Annotated in this window: 15 protein-coding genes and 1 pseudogene; 11 read left to right on the top strand and 5 right to left on the bottom strand. The window is 45.5% G+C overall.

What is annotated here, in order from left to right; all coding sequences use genetic code 11:
* Nucleotides 1-119 precede the first annotated feature (119 nt).
* Both ACYRYG_RS11970 and ACYRYG_RS11965 read right to left on the bottom strand, forming a co-directional pair.
* Nucleotides 120-482, bottom strand: a pseudogene (locus ACYRYG_RS11970) (helix-turn-helix domain-containing protein); the annotation flags it as partial.
* Nucleotides 483-803: 321 nt separating this feature from the next.
* Entirely contained in the window at nt 804-2,336 is a 1,533-nt protein-coding gene (locus tag ACYRYG_RS11965; RefSeq protein ID WP_294075756.1) for an HD domain-containing protein, read from the bottom strand.
* A gap of 272 nt (nt 2,337-2,608) precedes the next feature.
* Between ACYRYG_RS11965 and ACYRYG_RS11960 the strand changes: the two genes are divergently transcribed.
* The 6 genes from ACYRYG_RS11960 to ACYRYG_RS11935 all read left to right on the top strand — a co-directional run bounded on the left by ACYRYG_RS11960 (nt 2,609) and on the right by ACYRYG_RS11935 (nt 8,435).
* Nucleotides 2,609-3,184, top strand: coding sequence for a DUF1599 domain-containing protein (locus ACYRYG_RS11960; RefSeq protein WP_293424115.1), 576 nt, complete (start codon nt 2,609-2,611; stop codon nt 3,182-3,184).
* 11 nt (nt 3,185-3,195) lie between these two features.
* Entirely contained in the window at nt 3,196-5,277 is a 2,082-nt protein-coding gene (locus ACYRYG_RS11955; protein WP_293428037.1) for a BT_3928 family protein, read from the top strand.
* Between the two features lie 76 nt (nt 5,278-5,353).
* On the top strand, nt 5,354-6,094 hold the full coding sequence (locus tag ACYRYG_RS11950; RefSeq protein ID WP_294075755.1) for an SPOR domain-containing protein: 741 nt from the start codon (nt 5,354-5,356) through the stop codon (nt 6,092-6,094).
* A gap of 65 nt (nt 6,095-6,159) precedes the next feature.
* Nucleotides 6,160-6,753, top strand: a complete 594-nt coding sequence (folE, locus tag ACYRYG_RS11945) for a GTP cyclohydrolase I FolE (protein WP_293424121.1) — start codon at nt 6,160-6,162, stop codon at nt 6,751-6,753.
* A 206-nt stretch (nt 6,754-6,959) separates the two neighbouring features.
* A complete protein-coding gene (locus ACYRYG_RS11940) occupies nt 6,960-7,655 on the top strand; it encodes a hypothetical protein (protein WP_460198252.1) in 696 nt (231 codons plus the stop codon).
* 27 nt (nt 7,656-7,682) lie between these two features.
* Nucleotides 7,683-8,435: an exodeoxyribonuclease III gene (locus tag ACYRYG_RS11935; RefSeq protein WP_293424125.1), complete on the top strand. Its 753-nt coding sequence runs from the start codon at nt 7,683-7,685 to the stop codon at nt 8,433-8,435.
* Between the two features lie 523 nt (nt 8,436-8,958).
* On the opposite strand, the gene ACYRYG_RS11930 is transcribed toward ACYRYG_RS11935, so the two are convergent.
* Together ACYRYG_RS11930 and ACYRYG_RS11925 are read right to left on the bottom strand one after the other, a co-directional pair.
* Entirely contained in the window at nt 8,959-10,092 is a 1,134-nt protein-coding gene (locus tag ACYRYG_RS11930; protein WP_460198251.1) for an energy transducer TonB, read from the bottom strand.
* Nucleotides 10,093-10,099: 7 nt separating this feature from the next.
* A complete protein-coding gene (locus ACYRYG_RS11925; RefSeq protein WP_293424129.1) occupies nt 10,100-10,603 on the bottom strand; it encodes a DUF4251 domain-containing protein in 504 nt (167 codons plus the stop codon).
* A gap of 312 nt (nt 10,604-10,915) precedes the next feature.
* Here ACYRYG_RS11925 and ACYRYG_RS11920 point away from each other — a divergent pair, with 312 nt between their 5' ends.
* The 5 genes from ACYRYG_RS11920 (at nt 10,916) to tsaE (ending at nt 15,294) form a co-directional block, all read left to right on the top strand.
* On the top strand, nt 10,916-12,139 hold the full coding sequence (locus tag ACYRYG_RS11920) for a zinc-dependent metalloproteinase lipoprotein (RefSeq protein ID WP_460198249.1): 1,224 nt from the start codon (nt 10,916-10,918) through the stop codon (nt 12,137-12,139).
* A 42-nt stretch (nt 12,140-12,181) separates the two neighbouring features.
* The gene (locus ACYRYG_RS11915; protein ID WP_460198248.1) at nt 12,182-13,447 is read left to right on the top strand and encodes a 3-phosphoshikimate 1-carboxyvinyltransferase; all 1,266 of its coding nucleotides are present in this window, start codon (nt 12,182-12,184) and stop codon (nt 13,445-13,447) included.
* Nucleotides 13,444-13,848 (top strand): hypothetical protein, encoded by a 405-nt coding sequence (locus tag ACYRYG_RS11910; RefSeq protein WP_293420101.1) that lies wholly within the window; start codon nt 13,444-13,446, stop codon nt 13,846-13,848. The genes ACYRYG_RS11915 and ACYRYG_RS11910 overlap by 4 nt, the downstream gene beginning before the upstream one ends.
* 130 nt (nt 13,849-13,978) lie before the next feature.
* Complete coding sequence (locus tag ACYRYG_RS11905; RefSeq protein WP_460198247.1) at nt 13,979-14,827, top strand: metal ABC transporter permease; 849 nt, start codon at nt 13,979-13,981, stop codon at nt 14,825-14,827.
* 56 nt (nt 14,828-14,883) lie between these two features.
* Entirely contained in the window at nt 14,884-15,294 is a 411-nt protein-coding gene (tsaE, locus tag ACYRYG_RS11900) for a tRNA (adenosine(37)-N6)-threonylcarbamoyltransferase complex ATPase subunit type 1 TsaE (RefSeq protein ID WP_293420095.1), read from the top strand.
* A 154-nt stretch (nt 15,295-15,448) separates the two neighbouring features.
* Here tsaE and trxA read toward each other — a convergent pair whose 3' ends face one another.
* Entirely contained in the window at nt 15,449-15,763 is a 315-nt protein-coding gene (gene trxA, locus ACYRYG_RS11895) for a thioredoxin (RefSeq protein WP_460198245.1), read from the bottom strand.
* Nucleotides 15,764-15,836 lie beyond the last annotated feature (73 nt).

The raw sequence follows: 15,836 nt of genomic DNA, 5'->3' as shown, positions 1-15,836 counted from the left end.
TCTGAAAAGGAGACTTCTTGCTTCTGATTCGCCATATCTAAAGGATTAAAGGATTTATACTGTGGCAAAGATACAAAAAATCCCTTTTCATTCCCTTTGGCGAAAGACAATCATGTACGTTTCATAATTGTGTACTTTTTATTATTTCTATACTCTGTTGGTGTGATATTATAAAACTGCTTGAAAACCTTAGACAAAGAAGAAGGCATATCATATCCTACCTTATAAGCAATTTCACAGACAGGCATATCACTGTAACGCAGTAGTCGAGCTGCAGTCTCAACTCGCATCCGTGTGATGAAAACCCCGATCGGTTCGCCTGTAAAAGCCTTAAAGATACGATGAAAATGATAAGGAGAGAAATTAGAGACAGAGGCTAGCACATCCAAGTCAATATCATTGGTCAAATTATTGTTTATATATTCGATAACAATATTTATTTTTCTCGAATAATCATCCCTGGTTGATTGTCTTTGTTGCATAGCTTTTTTGTTATATCACGACTGCAAAGGTAGCCTAAACAAATCTACCCTACTTTTCCAATCTTGCTAACTTTAACAGGATACGACAAAAGCCAGAAAGAAAGGAAGCAGAAGAGACATAGGATCACAAAGAAATACCTTATATATATAATAAAAAGAACAAAAGACAGTTACGTACTTAAAAGAAATACAGTAACACCTGTTCAGAAAGACAAGAATACCTGATAAAAATCACCTGAAGAGTCATAAAGTAATCTCGCCCAAAAGAGAAAATAATCAGAGGTATCATTTTCTCTCCATCCATCCATTCGTCCATTCCGGCTAATCATCCAAGCCCATCTCATGGGCTTTTCTCTTCAGCAGTTGCATCAACGGGCCACGCTCATTAGGGACCTTGTTATCCAGCACGGCATCCTTGAGCGTCTGTTTCAAGGTCCCCACTTCGCGGCTTGGACGAAGGTGGAACATCTCCATAATTTCATTTCCGTCTATACAAGGCTGGAGAAGACGCTTATAGTCACGCTCTTCCAGATCCTTCAGTTTCTCGCGGACGATATGGAAATTATCCAGGAAATGCTGTTTACGCAGATGATTCTTGCTGGTAATGTCCGCCTCACAGAGCATCATCAGATCCCCCACATCGCCACCCGCATCATTGATCAGACGGCGGACAGCACTATCGGTGACCTGATCATCAGCAATCGCAATAGGACGCATGTGGAGATAAACTAATTTCTGCACAAACTTCATCTTCGCATCCATAGGCAACTTTAATCTCCGGAAGATCTGAGGGACCATTTTTGAACCTACAAGATTATGGTTATGAAAGCTCCATCCCTGAACCGGATCCCAACGCTTGCACTTAGCCTTACCTATATCATGCAAGAGCGCAGCCCATCGGAGATAAAGATGCCTGTCCTTAGCCGTCAAGGAGCCATCAGCCTGGGCCGGGCCATCCTCAGGATTTCCAGCAGCTTTCTCCCCCGCCGGTAAAACAGAGGAAGCCTCTGCCGCCTTATTCTGAGCCCTGCATAAGTTTTCCAGGACTTCGAGCGTGTGAAGATAATTATTCTTATGGGATTTTCCATTGCGTGTTTCCACGACATCAAGAGCACAAAGTTCCGGCAGGATCAGTTGCAGCAATCCGGTATCATGCATATAATAAAAGCCGATGCTGGGATGAGGAGCAAGCATGATCTTATTCAATTCGTCAGCAATACGCTCTCCGCTGATGATTTTCAGGCGGTCAGCATTACGAGAAAGGGCCGTATAGGTTTCCTCCTCGATCTGAAAGTTCAACTGTGTGGCAAAACGGACGCAACGCATCATACGGAGAGGATCGTCAGAAAAGGTGGTATCCGGGTCAAGAGGAGTAGCCAGGATTCCCTTCTCCATATCCATGACTCCATCAAAAGAATCAATCAGGGTCCCAAAGCGTTTCTGGTTCAGGCAGACCGCCAGGGCATTGATCGTAAAGTCCCGCCGGTTCAGATCATCCTGAAGTGTCCCATCCTCCACATGAGGCTTACGGGAGTCATGGCGATAACTTTCCTTCCGGGCTCCGACAAACTCTACCTCCAGTCCATGGTATTTAACCTGTGCAGTACCGAAATTCCGAAACACAGACAGTCTAGCAGATTTCCCCAGACGCTCCTTCAACGCACGAGCCACCTCTATGCCACTTCCCACTACCACAACATCAATATCATTCGAAGGCCTTTCCAGAAAGAGGTCCCTGACATACCCTCCAACGACATAACATTCCAGATGAAGAGCATCAGCCGCCCCGGCTATTTCATGAAAAATATCTTTATCCAACAAACGTACAAAATCGGCTCCAGTGAGATTTCGCATGATCATAATCTATTTAAGTACACTTAACATAACGGAATTTGCGAGCGCAAAGATACAAAAAACTTTTGGATATTTCAAATCCAATGATCATACACAAGATCAGTCCTGCACCTTTTCAGGACACACCGTAAAAACCGACAGGCCCGCATTTCTCCGTTCCCGGAATGTCAGGTGACCAACTGAAAGAAATCCTTAGGCTCATTTTTTGGTCATTTCATTGGAATTCAGTACATTTGCAGATGAGATATGGTTTAAATCCATTGACAATCATTATGAGACAAGAATCACCAGATACAACAAACACTCAGCAAGAGTTTGAGGAAGTAATGAAAGAGGCCCGGGGCATTTTCGCAGATAAGTTAAAAGATTACGGAGCATCATGGAGGATCCTCAGGCCCTCTTCACTCACTGACCAGTTATTCATAAAAGCCAAGCGCATCCGCTCCCTGGAAATCACCAGGAAGAGTTGGGTGGGAGAAGGCATCCGGCCGGAATTCATTGCCCTGATCAACTACGGAATCATCGGGATTATCCAGTTAGGGAAAGGATTTGTCGACACCGTGGACATCCATGCAGAAGAGGCACTGAGCCTATATGACAAATGTGCCCACGAATGCATGACACTGATGCAGCGGAAGAACCACGACTACGGAGAAGCCTGGCGCTCAATGCGGGTGAGCAGTTATACCGATCTTATCCTTACCAAGATCGAGCGCATCAAGGAAATAGAGAACCACGACGGGACGGCAAAAGTATCGGAAGGTATCGCCTCCAACTATATGGACATCATCAACTATGCCGTATTCGGAGCAATAAGATTGAAAAACGGCAAGGCACTCCAAGTGTGAAAAGAGGAAGAATGGCGGAAAGAGCAAAGACCATAGTAACAAACCTGTGCCGGCTGATACTGGGCATCATCTTTATCTTTTCCGGATATGTCAAGGCCATTGACCCCCTGGGCACACAGTACAAGATACAAGATTACCTTACCGCACTGGGATTGCAAGGTGTCTTTCCGGACTGGTCCACGCTGACCGCTTCCGTACTGCTCTCTACGGTGGAGTTCTGCCTGGGCTTCTTTATCCTGCTGGCGATCCGCAGAAGGCTCTGCTCCAGGATCATCCTGGTCTTCATGTCCCTGATGACCATCATAACGCTCTGGCTGGTGATCAAGGACCCCATCCAGGACTGCGGATGCTTCGGTGATGCCATCCACCTGACCAATGCGCAAACCTTCGGGAAGAACATCGTGCTCCTAGCCTGCGCCATCGTTCTCTTCAAATGGCCGCTGCGTATGGTCCGGTTCATCTCGAAAGCCAATCAATGGATCGCCATCAACTGGACCATCCTCTTTATCCTTGCTTCCAGTGTGCTGAGCCTGTGGTTCCTGCCCCTATTTGACTTCCGCCCTTACCATATCGGAGCAAACATCAAAGAGGGGATGTCTATTCCTAAAGGAGCCCCCCAGCCACAGTTCAAGACAACCTTCATTCTGGAGAAAAACGGGCATCAAAAGGAATTCAATATCAATAATTATCCCGATTCCACCTGGACGTTCGTAGACAGCAAGACGATACAGACCTCCGCAGGCTATGTCCCTCCCATTCATGATTTCAGTATAGAGACAAGACCAGCAGGAAAAGATATTACCCGGCAGGTACTCAATGATAAGGGCTATACCTTCCTCCTGATTGCCCCGTATCTGGAGCAGGCCGATGACGAAGACTTCGGGCCGATCAACATCCTGTATGAATACGCACAATCACACGACTATCCCTTCTATTGCCTCACGGCAAGCAATGACAGAGGGATCAAACGATGGATTGACCTGACAGGGGCAGAATATCCGTTCTGTACGACCGACGGCACTACGCTGAAGACGATCATCCGAAGCAACCCGGGGCTGATCCTCCTTAAAGACGGGAGGGTTATCCGCAAATGGAGTCATAACGAACTCCCGAAAGAGGAAGAACTAAGACAGCCTCTGGAGCAATCGAGGATCGGGCGAATGCCCGCCGACTCAATGGCAAAGAAAATCACGAAGATCATCCTCTGGTTTTTGATCCCTCTCCTCCTCCTCGTACTGGCCGACCGCCTGTGGGCATGGAGCAGATGGGTAAGGAACAAAGAGAAACAAGACACAGATAAGATAAACCAACTTTTTAAACAAAAAAGAAAAATGAGAAAGAAAATTGTAGCAGGTAACTGGAAAATGAACATGAACCTGCAAGATGGCATTGCATTAGCTAAAGCTATTAACGATGAACTGAAAGCAGATAAGCCCAATTGTGGGGTGATCATCTGTACACCTTTCATTCATCTGGCAAGCATTGCACAATTCCTTGACCAGAACATCGTAGGCCTCGGTGCAGAAAACTGCGCAGACCAGGAGAAGGGCGCTTACACCGGTGAGGTGAGTGCAGAAATGGTCAAGAGTACGGGCGCACAATATGTGATCCTGGGTCACTCTGAACGTCGTCAATACTATAAGGAGACCCCGGAGACACTGAAGACGAAAGTCCAGCTCGCTTTGAAAAATGGCCTGAAGGTGATCTTCTGCTGTGGTGAGACCCTTGCAGACCGTGAGGCTGACAAGCAGAATGCAGTAGTAAAGGCTGAGTTGCAAGGTTCTGTCTTCAACCTGACAGAAAAGGAATGGAAGAATATCATCCTCGCCTACGAGCCGATCTGGGCTATAGGTACCGGAAAGACCGCAACAGCTGACCAGGCAGAAGAGATGCTGGCTTACATCCGCTCTACCGTCGCAGAGAAATATGGTAAACAGGCAGCAGAAGATACTTCTATTCTCTATGGTGGAAGTTGCAAACCGTCCAATGCTTCCGAACTTTTCTCCAAGCCAGATATTGACGGCGGCCTCATCGGCGGAGCATCCTTAAAAGCTGACAGTTTCAAGGGCATTATTGATGCCTGGAAAAAATAATCACCACTTTTCAATTTGAGAGTCGTGCCTGCACAGGCACGACTTCAATGAATCTAAAAATCACATTTTAACAACAATGAAACAATTCGTCACATTCATTTTCATGATTCTTTGTCCCATCGTCTCAGCAAACGCCCAGACGATCATTGACCATCTACAAAAGAACGTCCAGGGCAAAGGAGTCGTGACTGTTAACCAGAGCAAAGAGATAGACGAATTGGTTAACGGTAAAGAAAAGCGTACGGTCACGCCATCCCATCAGATTTACGGCAACGGCAAGAAGCAGGAAGCACATCATTCCAACTCATCCCTACATGCGAAGGGACAAGACCATCCGGCAGCAAATGGAGAGGCCTATTCCACCCTCAGGAACGAGAACAAAGAGCAGGGAGAAAACCGGAACATAGCACCCACCGAAAAGAGACAAGAAAATAAGACGACCGTCAAGAAGGAAGTTCGTCGTGAACCTCATAAAGAGGATACGACCATCAACCCTGATGAGAATTTTGATATTCCTGTCATCGACATGCGCAAGAAGGTCATGCGCCACAGTTACAAAGTCACGGGATACCGGGTTCAGGCCTTTGCCGGAGGCAACTCCAGGAAAGACCGCATTGCAGCTCAAAAAGCCGGTAATGCCATCAAGATAAGGTATCCGGACCAACCTGTATACGTACATTTCTATTCACCCAGATGGATTTGCCGGGTAGGCAATTTCAAGAGTCTGAATGAGGCGACGAAGATGCTGCGCCAGATCAGGGCCATGGGGTACCGGTCAGCATGCCTGGTAAAAGGACTGATCACCGTTCAGAAATAAAGGTTCACCGGCATCAGGGATGAACCTTCTTACTCACCAACATCTAAAGATAGAAGAGAGAAAACATGAATCCAGAAACAGATTTCAGGCCAGGGCTTCAAGAGTTAGCCGACCATTATAAAAGTATATTACAACTCCTGGGCGAGGATCCCCAAAGAGAGGGACTGCAGAAAACACCCATGCGCGTAGCCAAAGCTATGCAGACGCTCACACGGGGATATTTTCAGGACCCGCATAAGGTCCTGACCGATGCGTTGTTTGAAGAAAAATACAACCAGATGGTAATCGTCAAAGATATTGATTTCTTTTCTCTGTGCGAGCACCATATCCTCCCCTTTTACGGCAAGGTACATGTCGCTTATATCCCCAACGGTTATATCACAGGGCTGAGCAAGATTGCACGGGTCGTAGATATTTACAGCCATCGCCTGCAGGTACAGGAACGCCTCACGGAGCAAATCAAGGACTGCATACAGAACACCCTGAAGCCGATGGGGACAATGGTGGTCATCGAAGCCAAGCACATGTGTATGCAGATGAGAGGAGTAGAGAAACAGAATTCCATCACGATCACCAGCGCCATCAGTGGAGCTTTCAACCAGGCTAAGACACGCCAGGAATTCATGGACTTGTTACAAGGAGATGCTAAGAAAATATAAAATCAAGTTTCGTCGTGTTAAAAACAAGATTTAATAAGTTAAATATTGCAAGATCATCAACAGAAACTCATTTTCCTAAAATGAAGAGACCTCATACTAAATGCGTCCTCGACTGAAAAGGCTGGTTACCGATAAAATGACACTTTCTTCCTGGAGGGAGAATCCGCCTGTAAACTCATGAATAATCACAATTAAAAACATACGAAATGAAAAAGTTAAAAACTACTTTATTCCTACTGTGCGGTCTCATGACTGCAATGTCTTTATCATCCTGCCTGGGAAACAGCAGTGACGACAATAGTAACGTCACTTTGAATAAAAGCATGAGGGCACTATATTACAGCCAGATTGCCAATAATTATTCAGGACATCTCTACCGCGTTTACAGTGATAGTTATACCCCGGCTGACAGTCTGGGGCCCCTCAGTTGGAATGTCAACGCAACAGACAATGACACGACCGTAAACATTCAATTCCCGGTCAATGAACTGGCCACGTACATTAACAATCCAGAAGACAAGGCCATCCTCTCCAAAACGCCACCTGTCCCTATGATCATCCAATATCGTGCACCTTACACCGAATCACAGAGCGTCTATAACGCCAACTACTACCGTTTTCCCAATTATGTGACCGCCACATCGGTCAGCACGACCTATAACAATACCCCAATAGAAATTGATTTCGACACCATGTCACAGACCAGTACGGACACAAGCGGGAATATTATTTATTTCTTCAGCTCCTACAGCCCTATTGTCTATTATAATGGATCGTATGAAGAGATCATAGATATCAAAACCATAAAAATAGGTTCTAATTCATACTCCCTCGGAAACGGAGACCAGAGCAGCAGCGCCCATTTTGAAATCATTTACAAGAGCAGTACAGGGAGCAACTGATACGTCCCGCAATAGGTTATGTGCACAATGAAATTTATCTCATGGAATGTGAATGGCCTGAGGGCCTGTGTAAAAAAAGGATTTGAAGACAGTTTTAAGAAACTGGATGCTGACTTCTTCTGCCTGCAGGAAACTAAAATGCAGGCAGGACAGTTGGATATAACGTTCGACGGTTATAAGTCCTACTGGAACTATGCGGAAAAGAAGGGCTACTCCGGCACAGCGATTTTCACCAGACACATTCCTCTTCAAGTAAGCTACGGGATACATGTTGAAGAGCACGATCATGAAGGGCGGGTCATCACCCTCGAATATGACCAGTTCTACCTGGTAACCGTCTACACCCCCAATTCGCAACAAGAGCTACGACGCCTGGACTATCGTATGGAATGGGAAAATGATTTTCTCCAATACCTTAAAGAACTGGATGCTAAAAAGCCGGTCATCATCTGCGGGGACATGAATGTTGCACATGAAGAAATCGACATCAAGAATCCGAAAACGAATCATAAGAATGCAGGATTCACTGACGAAGAACGGGAGAAGATGACCGTTCTTCTTTCAAATGGTTTTATCGATACCTTCCGTTACAAGTATCCGGAACAGGTCACTTACTCATGGTGGTCCTACCGTTTCCATGCAAGGGAGAAGAATGCGGGATGGCGCATTGACTATTTCCTTATTTCCGAACGACTGAAAGACAAACTTCAGGATGCGAGGATCCATACGGAAATAGAAGGTAGTGATCACTGTCCGGTAGAAGTAACCTTGGATCTCTGAATCCAACTGATTCTACTTATCAGAGCAAAAATGCAGAAGGGCGCTTCCTCACGGAGACGCCCTTCTAATAAAATATAATGCTCAACAAAATTTGATATATAAGAGAGATTTAATTCTTAACTAAAAAATTATGATAACCTACAATGTAATTTTCAATTCTATTATTTCTTCTTTTCACTTACAAATATAGTGCATAAAACTGAGAATTCATTTATTTTTAACATTAATTTATCTAATATTTATACTTAAAAAATTCTTGTTATTGAAACATTCGCTTTCAATTTAAAACATAAGAAAAGAGGGGATAAAACTTTCAGTTTGCTAACTTAAGGTATAAATACAAGCTCTCATTTCACTCTCAAGTTTCTTTTTGTCAATTACCCCCCCTTAAAGTAACTATCCGGTCATCAAAAAGGAAAGGTCAACCACTCGTCCGCTTTCAATTTAACAGCAAGACCGAACCCTGTCGTTTACCAGACCGCACCGGGAAATCACCATCCCGTCTGCCTCCAGTAAAGAAAGGTCATTGATATTCCCGGACAGCAACCGGGATAATCACGGAAGACCGCACCCGTTTGCCACCCTTCTTACCAGGCTGCCACCGGGGCAGCTGCCGTAAAGCATCCACGATTTCCCGGTCCAGGGAAGGTTCTCCAGAAGCCAGTATACGGATATTGGACAAAGAACCGTCCCGTTCCACAACGAAACGCACCATCACCTTATGACTGTTCAGATTACGGATGATCTCTGGAGTGAGAGTGATCATCCTGGCCAGATCCTGTGTAATGCTCCCCTGCCCATGGATATAACGGGGGACGGAGTCCACCTGGTCGTCAACCTCACCCGATCCGAGATACGATTCTTCCCGGAGGCCAGACGGCAAATGAGAAGAAGGAGAAGACGTCAGGATCGACCGCAAGACTTTCGACTCAAAGGGAATTAATTGCGGATAAGCAATTTCAGAAGTACGTTTCAGCGTATCACCGTCAAGATCTTTAAAACAAAGGTCAAAAAGCATCCCCGACTTCTTCAGGCAGGACTCAAAGACCAGTATATTCGTTGAGAAATCATCCGGAATACGTTCATTCAGACGTGAGAAAAGCAAATATTGGAAGAGACGTGCCTGTTCTGAGCCCGCCGTCAGACGAGACATCCGTATCAGGTCACTCGTCCTTAAGATACGATGATGTATCAAATCATAGGTAAAAAGTTCTGTAGTATCCTTCTTTTCCTGAGAAGAAAGATGGGCAGGCTCTACTTTCCTGGACATCACGAAAGAGATGAAACGTCCGGGATCATAACCGATGATATGTAATTTACAAGTGATATAGCAGAATCGGCTGTCATCAGGGACCGTCTCCAGGAGTCCTTCGACCGGTTCACCGTACAATTTCAAGAAATGATGATAGCCCTCTATGAAATGGTCCGCATCCAGTCCGAAGAGTTGCCGGGAGAGATAATGCTGCAAAACCGGCTCATCAGAGAAGTTAAGGTATTCAGGCCATTCCAGATTCACATCGATGACATTCATTTCCTCTCCAGAATGATAGAGGACATGTTCCTGTTGATAAAATGTACTGTAAGCCTGAGAGCTGACCTGGGCACAGACGGGAAGAACAAGGATGCTGATCATCCCTAAGATGAATTGCCTTTTCATAATGATTTTATTTACGATCAAGATTTAATTTACCGGTAAAATCGATCTGATCCCGTTCATTAGAACGGATATTCAGGTCAAAGTTTCCATTTTTATAAATATCAAAAGTATAACGATATTGATCCTCCTCATTTCTTACAGAGAGGATCACCCTTATCTTTCCCTTTTTTTTATTGCGCTGGATCTGAGAGGACTGGATCGGGCAAGAGAAATTCAAGCCTTTTCCACCCCCATACGGAAGTTGATAAGCCCTCCCGAAATAGGGGAGATACGAATAGATAGAATCACCCTTTACCCGGACATTCCACCCATAGTCCAGTGCTTTCCCCGGAGTACGGGTGGGGTACATATAGGTAACCTCAGCATCAAAGTCAAGACTATCCACCTGATTTTCAACCCGCCGGGCAACAGTTTCACTGGTTTCGAGTTTTTCCTTTGACGCAAGATGCGAAGCAGAGCACGCCGCCAGCAAGGAGGCAAACACTCCTAAACACAACAACCATTTTTTCATATTCACCAGCCTTTCATTTAGCCGCTAAATTAGCACATTTTCATGAAATGTAAAAATTTATTAGCATTAATTTGACTTTTTCACCTACAGCAACACCCTGAAGCAGGAACGATCAAACTGTACGAAAAAGTACAAAAAGGTGTCTATTTGTAAGACAAGAAACAAATATTCTGAATAGGACAACCATTTTTCAAATTTTATATTTAACTTTGCCATAACGAAGATCATTGTCAACGAGCCCGTTATCCTTAAAAGCAAGAACAGAAATAAAAAGGTACAAGCAACCTTCTAACATATTTTCCATATAATAGGATGAGTAAACCAACAAAGATGAAACACTCCACCTCTCTATCACAGGTCTTCTTGGCCTTAGCAGTATCCCTTATCGTAACTGCATGCAGTTCCGATAATATCATAGTCTATCCTGTCAATATCGATCAAGAAAATCTCACTGACAAAACAGATAAGAGCTATGACCAGGACCATTCAGGAGACGTAAATTCTATCACGGATACCTATCGCTATCAATTACCGGTCATCTTCCATATATTCTGTATGGAAGGAAGCAACACCAAAAGCATTCTCACCCCAAAGCGCATCAATTTCATCCTGAACAATGTCAACGCCCTGTGGAAGGGATCTTACAACAGCAGCAGCAAGGACATCGGCGTAAACTTTGTTTTGGCTACAGATGTCGCCGAGACGGATAAAAGCGGGAATACCGTTTATGTCAGGTTAAAAAATCCCGGGATAGACTACATCAACTGGACAGGAGACAGCATTGACGTAGAAGAATTCATGAACAGCAAGAACAACGGCACCTACATGGAACATCTCTGGGATCCGAACCATTATATTAACATCATGGTTTTCCCGTATAAGAATACCACTACTGACGGCTCTACCATCTTAGGAATTTCCGATCTGCCCTATACGACGGACGACTCCTACAAGTTAGATGGCCTGATTGCACCCCAAACAGTCCCACGGGACAAGAGCAATCTGAATTTTGTTTACTGCTCATCCATCAATGCCATTTTCGCAGATTCCAAATACGATTCCGAACGATACACAACGGTCAACGGCATCAATTCCAGCATGGTTGACATCAGTGCCACCCTTGCCCACGAACTTGGGCATTATCTTGGTCTTCACCATGTGTTTACGGAAGATGCTGACGGGAACATCCTTGATTCCTGTGGAGATACCGATTACTGTGAAGATACCCCGAGTTACGACAAGAAAGAATATGATAACTGGCTGAGCTACTATTTTCAAACTCATCAGGAATGCTACATAGAAGAGGCGGATGTTCGGAACAACTGTTCCGGACAGACCTTTCATGCAAGCAATTTCATGGACTATGCCGTCTGCACAAGTGATTTTTTCTCAGAAGACCAAAGGGACAGGATGCGCCATGTCCTTTACTACAGTCCCTTAATTCCAGGCCCAAAGAAGACCGTTTCATCAAGAGCCGCCCAGACGCGTGCGGCAGAGAACCAGCCTCTTGACCTACCGGTCATGATCAGGAAATAGACGGTCATCAGCCCCCCAAAACCACCCCATCTTAATTAGAAAATGAATTCAATTTTAACATATACCATCACCGCACCGGCTCATATCAATGCACACATCAAACTCCCTGCATCAAAAAGCATCAGTAACCGGTCATTGATTATCTATGCCTTATCGGGCAGCAAGATCCTGCCTGAAAATCTCAGCGATTGTGACGACACACAAGTCCTAGTAAACGCCTTACGGGATATGCCACCAACAATCAACATCCATGCAGCAGGAACAGCCATGAGATTCCTCACCGCTTATCTGTCTGTCACGCCGGGTGAGCACCAACTTACCGGTACCGACCGCATGAAGCACCGTCCCATAGGTGCACTGGTTGATGCACTCCGCTATCTAGGTGCAGACATCACTTATATCGGGCAGGAAGGTTTTCCACCTCTTTCTATCAGAGGGCACCAGCTCGAAGGAGGCACCCTGGAGGTTCCCGGCAACTTCAGTTCACAGTTTATCTCTGCCCTGCTGCTGGTCGGTCCCATACTAAAGAACGGGCTCATCCTGAAGTTAAGGGGAACGATTATCTCCCGTCCTTACATAGACCTGACTCTATGGACCATGCGCCAGTATGGCGCCAAGGCCGACTGGACCGACATCAATACCATTACAGTTGACGGGGTGCCCTATCACGGCCAGCCATATTCCATTGAGAATGACTGGAGTTCCGCCTCTTACTGGTATGAAGCCGTCACCTTAAGCAAGAACTCCCAATCAAAAGTCCAACTGGAAGGACTTATGGACGGTTCGAAGCAAGGAGACTCTGTTGTCAAGTATATCTTTAACCTGCTCGGCATCAAGACCACCTTCGCTTCCAGGCTCCCGGGAAAGATGACCACGGTCACGCTAAAGCGTTATCCCTGTCTCCTTCCACGGTTAGAGTATGATTTCAAGGGATCCCCCGATCTGGCGCAGACCCTGGTAACCTGCTGCTGTGGGATGAACATTCCATTCCGATTTACAGGACTGGCCAACCTCAGGATCAAAGAGACAGACAGGATAGCGGCACTGGAGACAGAATTGAGAAAACTCGGATTCGTCGTCAAGGATGAAGATGAAGGGACACTCTACTGGACCGGAGAACACTGTACCCCCAGTTTTGCCCCTATAGACACCTATGAAGACCACCGGATGGCCCTGTCCTTCGCCCCGTTAGCCTCCCTCTTCCCAGGGTTAAAGATCAATCACCCGGAAGTAGTAAGCAAGTCTTATCCGAACTACTGGAAGGATCTCCAGGCAGCCGGATACACCATTAAGAGTTCAGACGTATGATCTATTTTTTATTTGCCCTTGCAGGACTGGGAATTATCGCAGCCCTCTTTGAATTATTTTCCCGGAAGAGAGGGAAGAAGCAGGAAGTGAGAGAACTACCCGCATCCTCCTGTGTCACTTGTGGAGGTTTGGATCCACTATGCGAGCAAGAATGTATGATGAAAGCTGCGACAAAGGAGATAGAGTATTTCAATGATGAAGAGTTGGATCGGTTTAAAGGACGGTCCTCGGACCGCTATACAGATGCAGAAGCAGAAGAATTTTCCGAAGTCATGAACACCATGAAACCGGGAGAAGTGAAGGACTGGAATCGCAGTCTCACCCTCCGTGGTATTCAGGTTCCTGACCAAATCAAGGATGAATTAATAGATCTTATCAACGACACAGGAGGAGCCAACTAAACACACGGGGCATCCACCCACAGTTCCCATCACCTCAACACGACCAGAGGATTACTCCAACAGATCTGCCACCTGTTCCGTCAGAGTGTTTTACGGACGGTTGTCATATTGTTAACAAGAAAAAATCATCATGGAGATTCTTCAATATTCATTTTTCCAGAACGCTATCATAGGTTCACTACTGGCCAGCATCGTCTGCGGATTTATCGGAACCTACATTGTCACCCGGCGCCTGGTCTTTATCAGCGGCGGGATCACCCACGCCTCCTTCGGCGGCATCGGATTAGGTGTTTTTTTAGGGATCAATCCCATCCTTTCCGCCATGGTGTTCGCTGTGCTCAGCGCCTTCGGGGTCCAATGGATGTCACACCGGGGAGATGTGAGAGAAGACTCTGCCATCGCCCTTTTCTGGACCTTTGGCATGAGCGTCGGCATCATCTGCTGTTTTCTCACTCCCGGCTTCATGCCCAATCTGCCCTCCTACCTTTTTGGGAGCATCCTGACGATCAGCAAAGAGGACCTATGGCTGCTGGGAGCCGTGACCCTTTCCGTAACCCTGCTGTTCATTTTCTTCATGAGACCTATCCAAAGTATTGCCTTTGACAGCACCTTTGCCCGATCCCAGCACCTGCCCGTCACCTTCATAGAATATATGATGATGGCATTCATCGCGATGACCATCGTCTCCACCCTTCGGCTAGTAGGTGTCGTGCTGGCCATCAGTCTGTTGACGATACCACAGATGTCTGCCAATCTGTTCACCTACTGTTGGAAAAAGATGATTCTGCTGAGCATTCTCATTGGCTGGGCAGATTGCCTGGCAGGACTGGGCATCAGTTATTGGTTCAATGTACCCTCCGGTGCTTCCATCATTTTCACCGGCATCTTAATCTACACCCTTCTGAAGGGGGTTAAGATGGCAGGAAGAAATGTTAAGTTAAGAAATCATGAAATATATCATGGTATTATCAATAAATAAATTAATTTTGCATTTCAATAAGAAGCAACAGATTCAGATTTAAAAAAAAGATAATTATGAAGATTAAGATCAATTCACTTGACAACATCCATGAAGCTGCAAAACAGTTTATCAAGAACATGGGTAAAGGCAACATCATTGCCTTCTACGGCAAGATGGGGGCAGGGAAGACCACCTTTATCAAAGCCATCTGTGAAGAACTTGGTGTAGAAGATGTGATCACTTCCCCTACCTTTGCTATTGTCAATGAATATACGACAAAGACGGGAGAGCCGATCTATCATTTCGATTTCTATCGCATCAAGAAGATTGAGGAAGTATATGACCTCGGCTATGAAGACTATTTTGACAGCAGTCACCTCTGTTTTCTGGAATGGCCAGAACTGATCACCGACCTCCTACCCGAGGACACCCTTAAGGTCACCATAAGTGTAGAAGATGACGGCAGCCGGGTTGTAGAATTCTAAAAACGCAGAAAAGGATTCCCTTCACGGAACCTCCTGCCTATTCATAAGATACTTGTCAGAAGTGGTGCACGACAAATGTTTTGTACAACTTCTGACAAGTATTACCCGAACGGATTTCCAAAGACATTTTCTTTAGAAAGAAAGTCCCTGCCGCTTACAAGAGAGCCTTGAATTTTTCGTCCAGTTTGGATTTTGAAGCAGCGCCGACAAACTTATCAACGAGTTTTCCATCTTTGAAGAACAAGATTGTCGGTATATTACGGACGCCGAATTCCATTGCGATGTCATCATTTTCTTCCACGTCGCATTTGCCTACGACAATTTTTCCGTCATAGTCCTGCGCAAGCTCAGCGATTGTCGGAGCCAGTGCACGACACGGGCCGCACCATGTTGCCCATAAATCCACAACCAACGGCTTATCGCCATTCTTGTAACTATTAAAATTACCTGTTGTAATCGTAACTTCCATTATAATTCCTTTCAAATATTAGAATGAGACTGCAAAGTTAAGAAATGATTTGATGACCTACAAATATCAACAC

The sequence above is a fragment of the Segatella asaccharophila genome, assembly GCF_054687055.1.
The sequence above is the reverse complement of the archived record's forward strand: the minus strand, read 5'-3'. Positions and strand labels throughout refer to the sequence as shown.

What these genes read in the sequence shown, in the direction of transcription:
- ACYRYG_RS11965 (WP_294075756.1), bottom strand. Translation starts at nt 2,336, where the DNA reads ATGCGAAATCTCACTGGAGCCGATTTTGTACGTTTGTTGGATAAAGAT.
- ACYRYG_RS11960 (WP_293424115.1), top strand. Translation starts at nt 2,609, where the DNA reads ATGAGACAAGAATCACCAGATACAACAAACACTCAGCAAGAGTTTGAG.
- ACYRYG_RS11955 (WP_293428037.1), top strand. Translation starts at nt 3,196, where the DNA reads ATGGCGGAAAGAGCAAAGACCATAGTAACAAACCTGTGCCGGCTGATA.
- ACYRYG_RS11950 (WP_294075755.1), top strand. Translation starts at nt 5,354, where the DNA reads ATGAAACAATTCGTCACATTCATTTTCATGATTCTTTGTCCCATCGTC.
- folE (WP_293424121.1), top strand. Translation starts at nt 6,160, where the DNA reads ATGAATCCAGAAACAGATTTCAGGCCAGGGCTTCAAGAGTTAGCCGAC.
- ACYRYG_RS11940 (WP_460198252.1), top strand. Translation starts at nt 6,960, where the DNA reads ATGAAAAAGTTAAAAACTACTTTATTCCTACTGTGCGGTCTCATGACT.
- ACYRYG_RS11935 (WP_293424125.1), top strand. Translation starts at nt 7,683, where the DNA reads ATGAAATTTATCTCATGGAATGTGAATGGCCTGAGGGCCTGTGTAAAA.
- ACYRYG_RS11930 (WP_460198251.1), bottom strand. Translation starts at nt 10,092, where the DNA reads ATGAAAAGGCAATTCATCTTAGGGATGATCAGCATCCTTGTTCTTCCC.
- ACYRYG_RS11925 (WP_293424129.1), bottom strand. Translation starts at nt 10,603, where the DNA reads ATGAAAAAATGGTTGTTGTGTTTAGGAGTGTTTGCCTCCTTGCTGGCG.
- ACYRYG_RS11920 (WP_460198249.1), top strand. Translation starts at nt 10,916, where the DNA reads ATGAGTAAACCAACAAAGATGAAACACTCCACCTCTCTATCACAGGTC.
- ACYRYG_RS11915 (WP_460198248.1), top strand. Translation starts at nt 12,182, where the DNA reads ATGAATTCAATTTTAACATATACCATCACCGCACCGGCTCATATCAAT.
- ACYRYG_RS11910 (WP_293420101.1), top strand. Translation starts at nt 13,444, where the DNA reads ATGATCTATTTTTTATTTGCCCTTGCAGGACTGGGAATTATCGCAGCC.
- ACYRYG_RS11905 (WP_460198247.1), top strand. Translation starts at nt 13,979, where the DNA reads ATGGAGATTCTTCAATATTCATTTTTCCAGAACGCTATCATAGGTTCA.
- tsaE (WP_293420095.1), top strand. Translation starts at nt 14,884, where the DNA reads ATGAAGATTAAGATCAATTCACTTGACAACATCCATGAAGCTGCAAAA.
- trxA (WP_460198245.1), bottom strand. Translation starts at nt 15,763, where the DNA reads ATGGAAGTTACGATTACAACAGGTAATTTTAATAGTTACAAGAATGGC.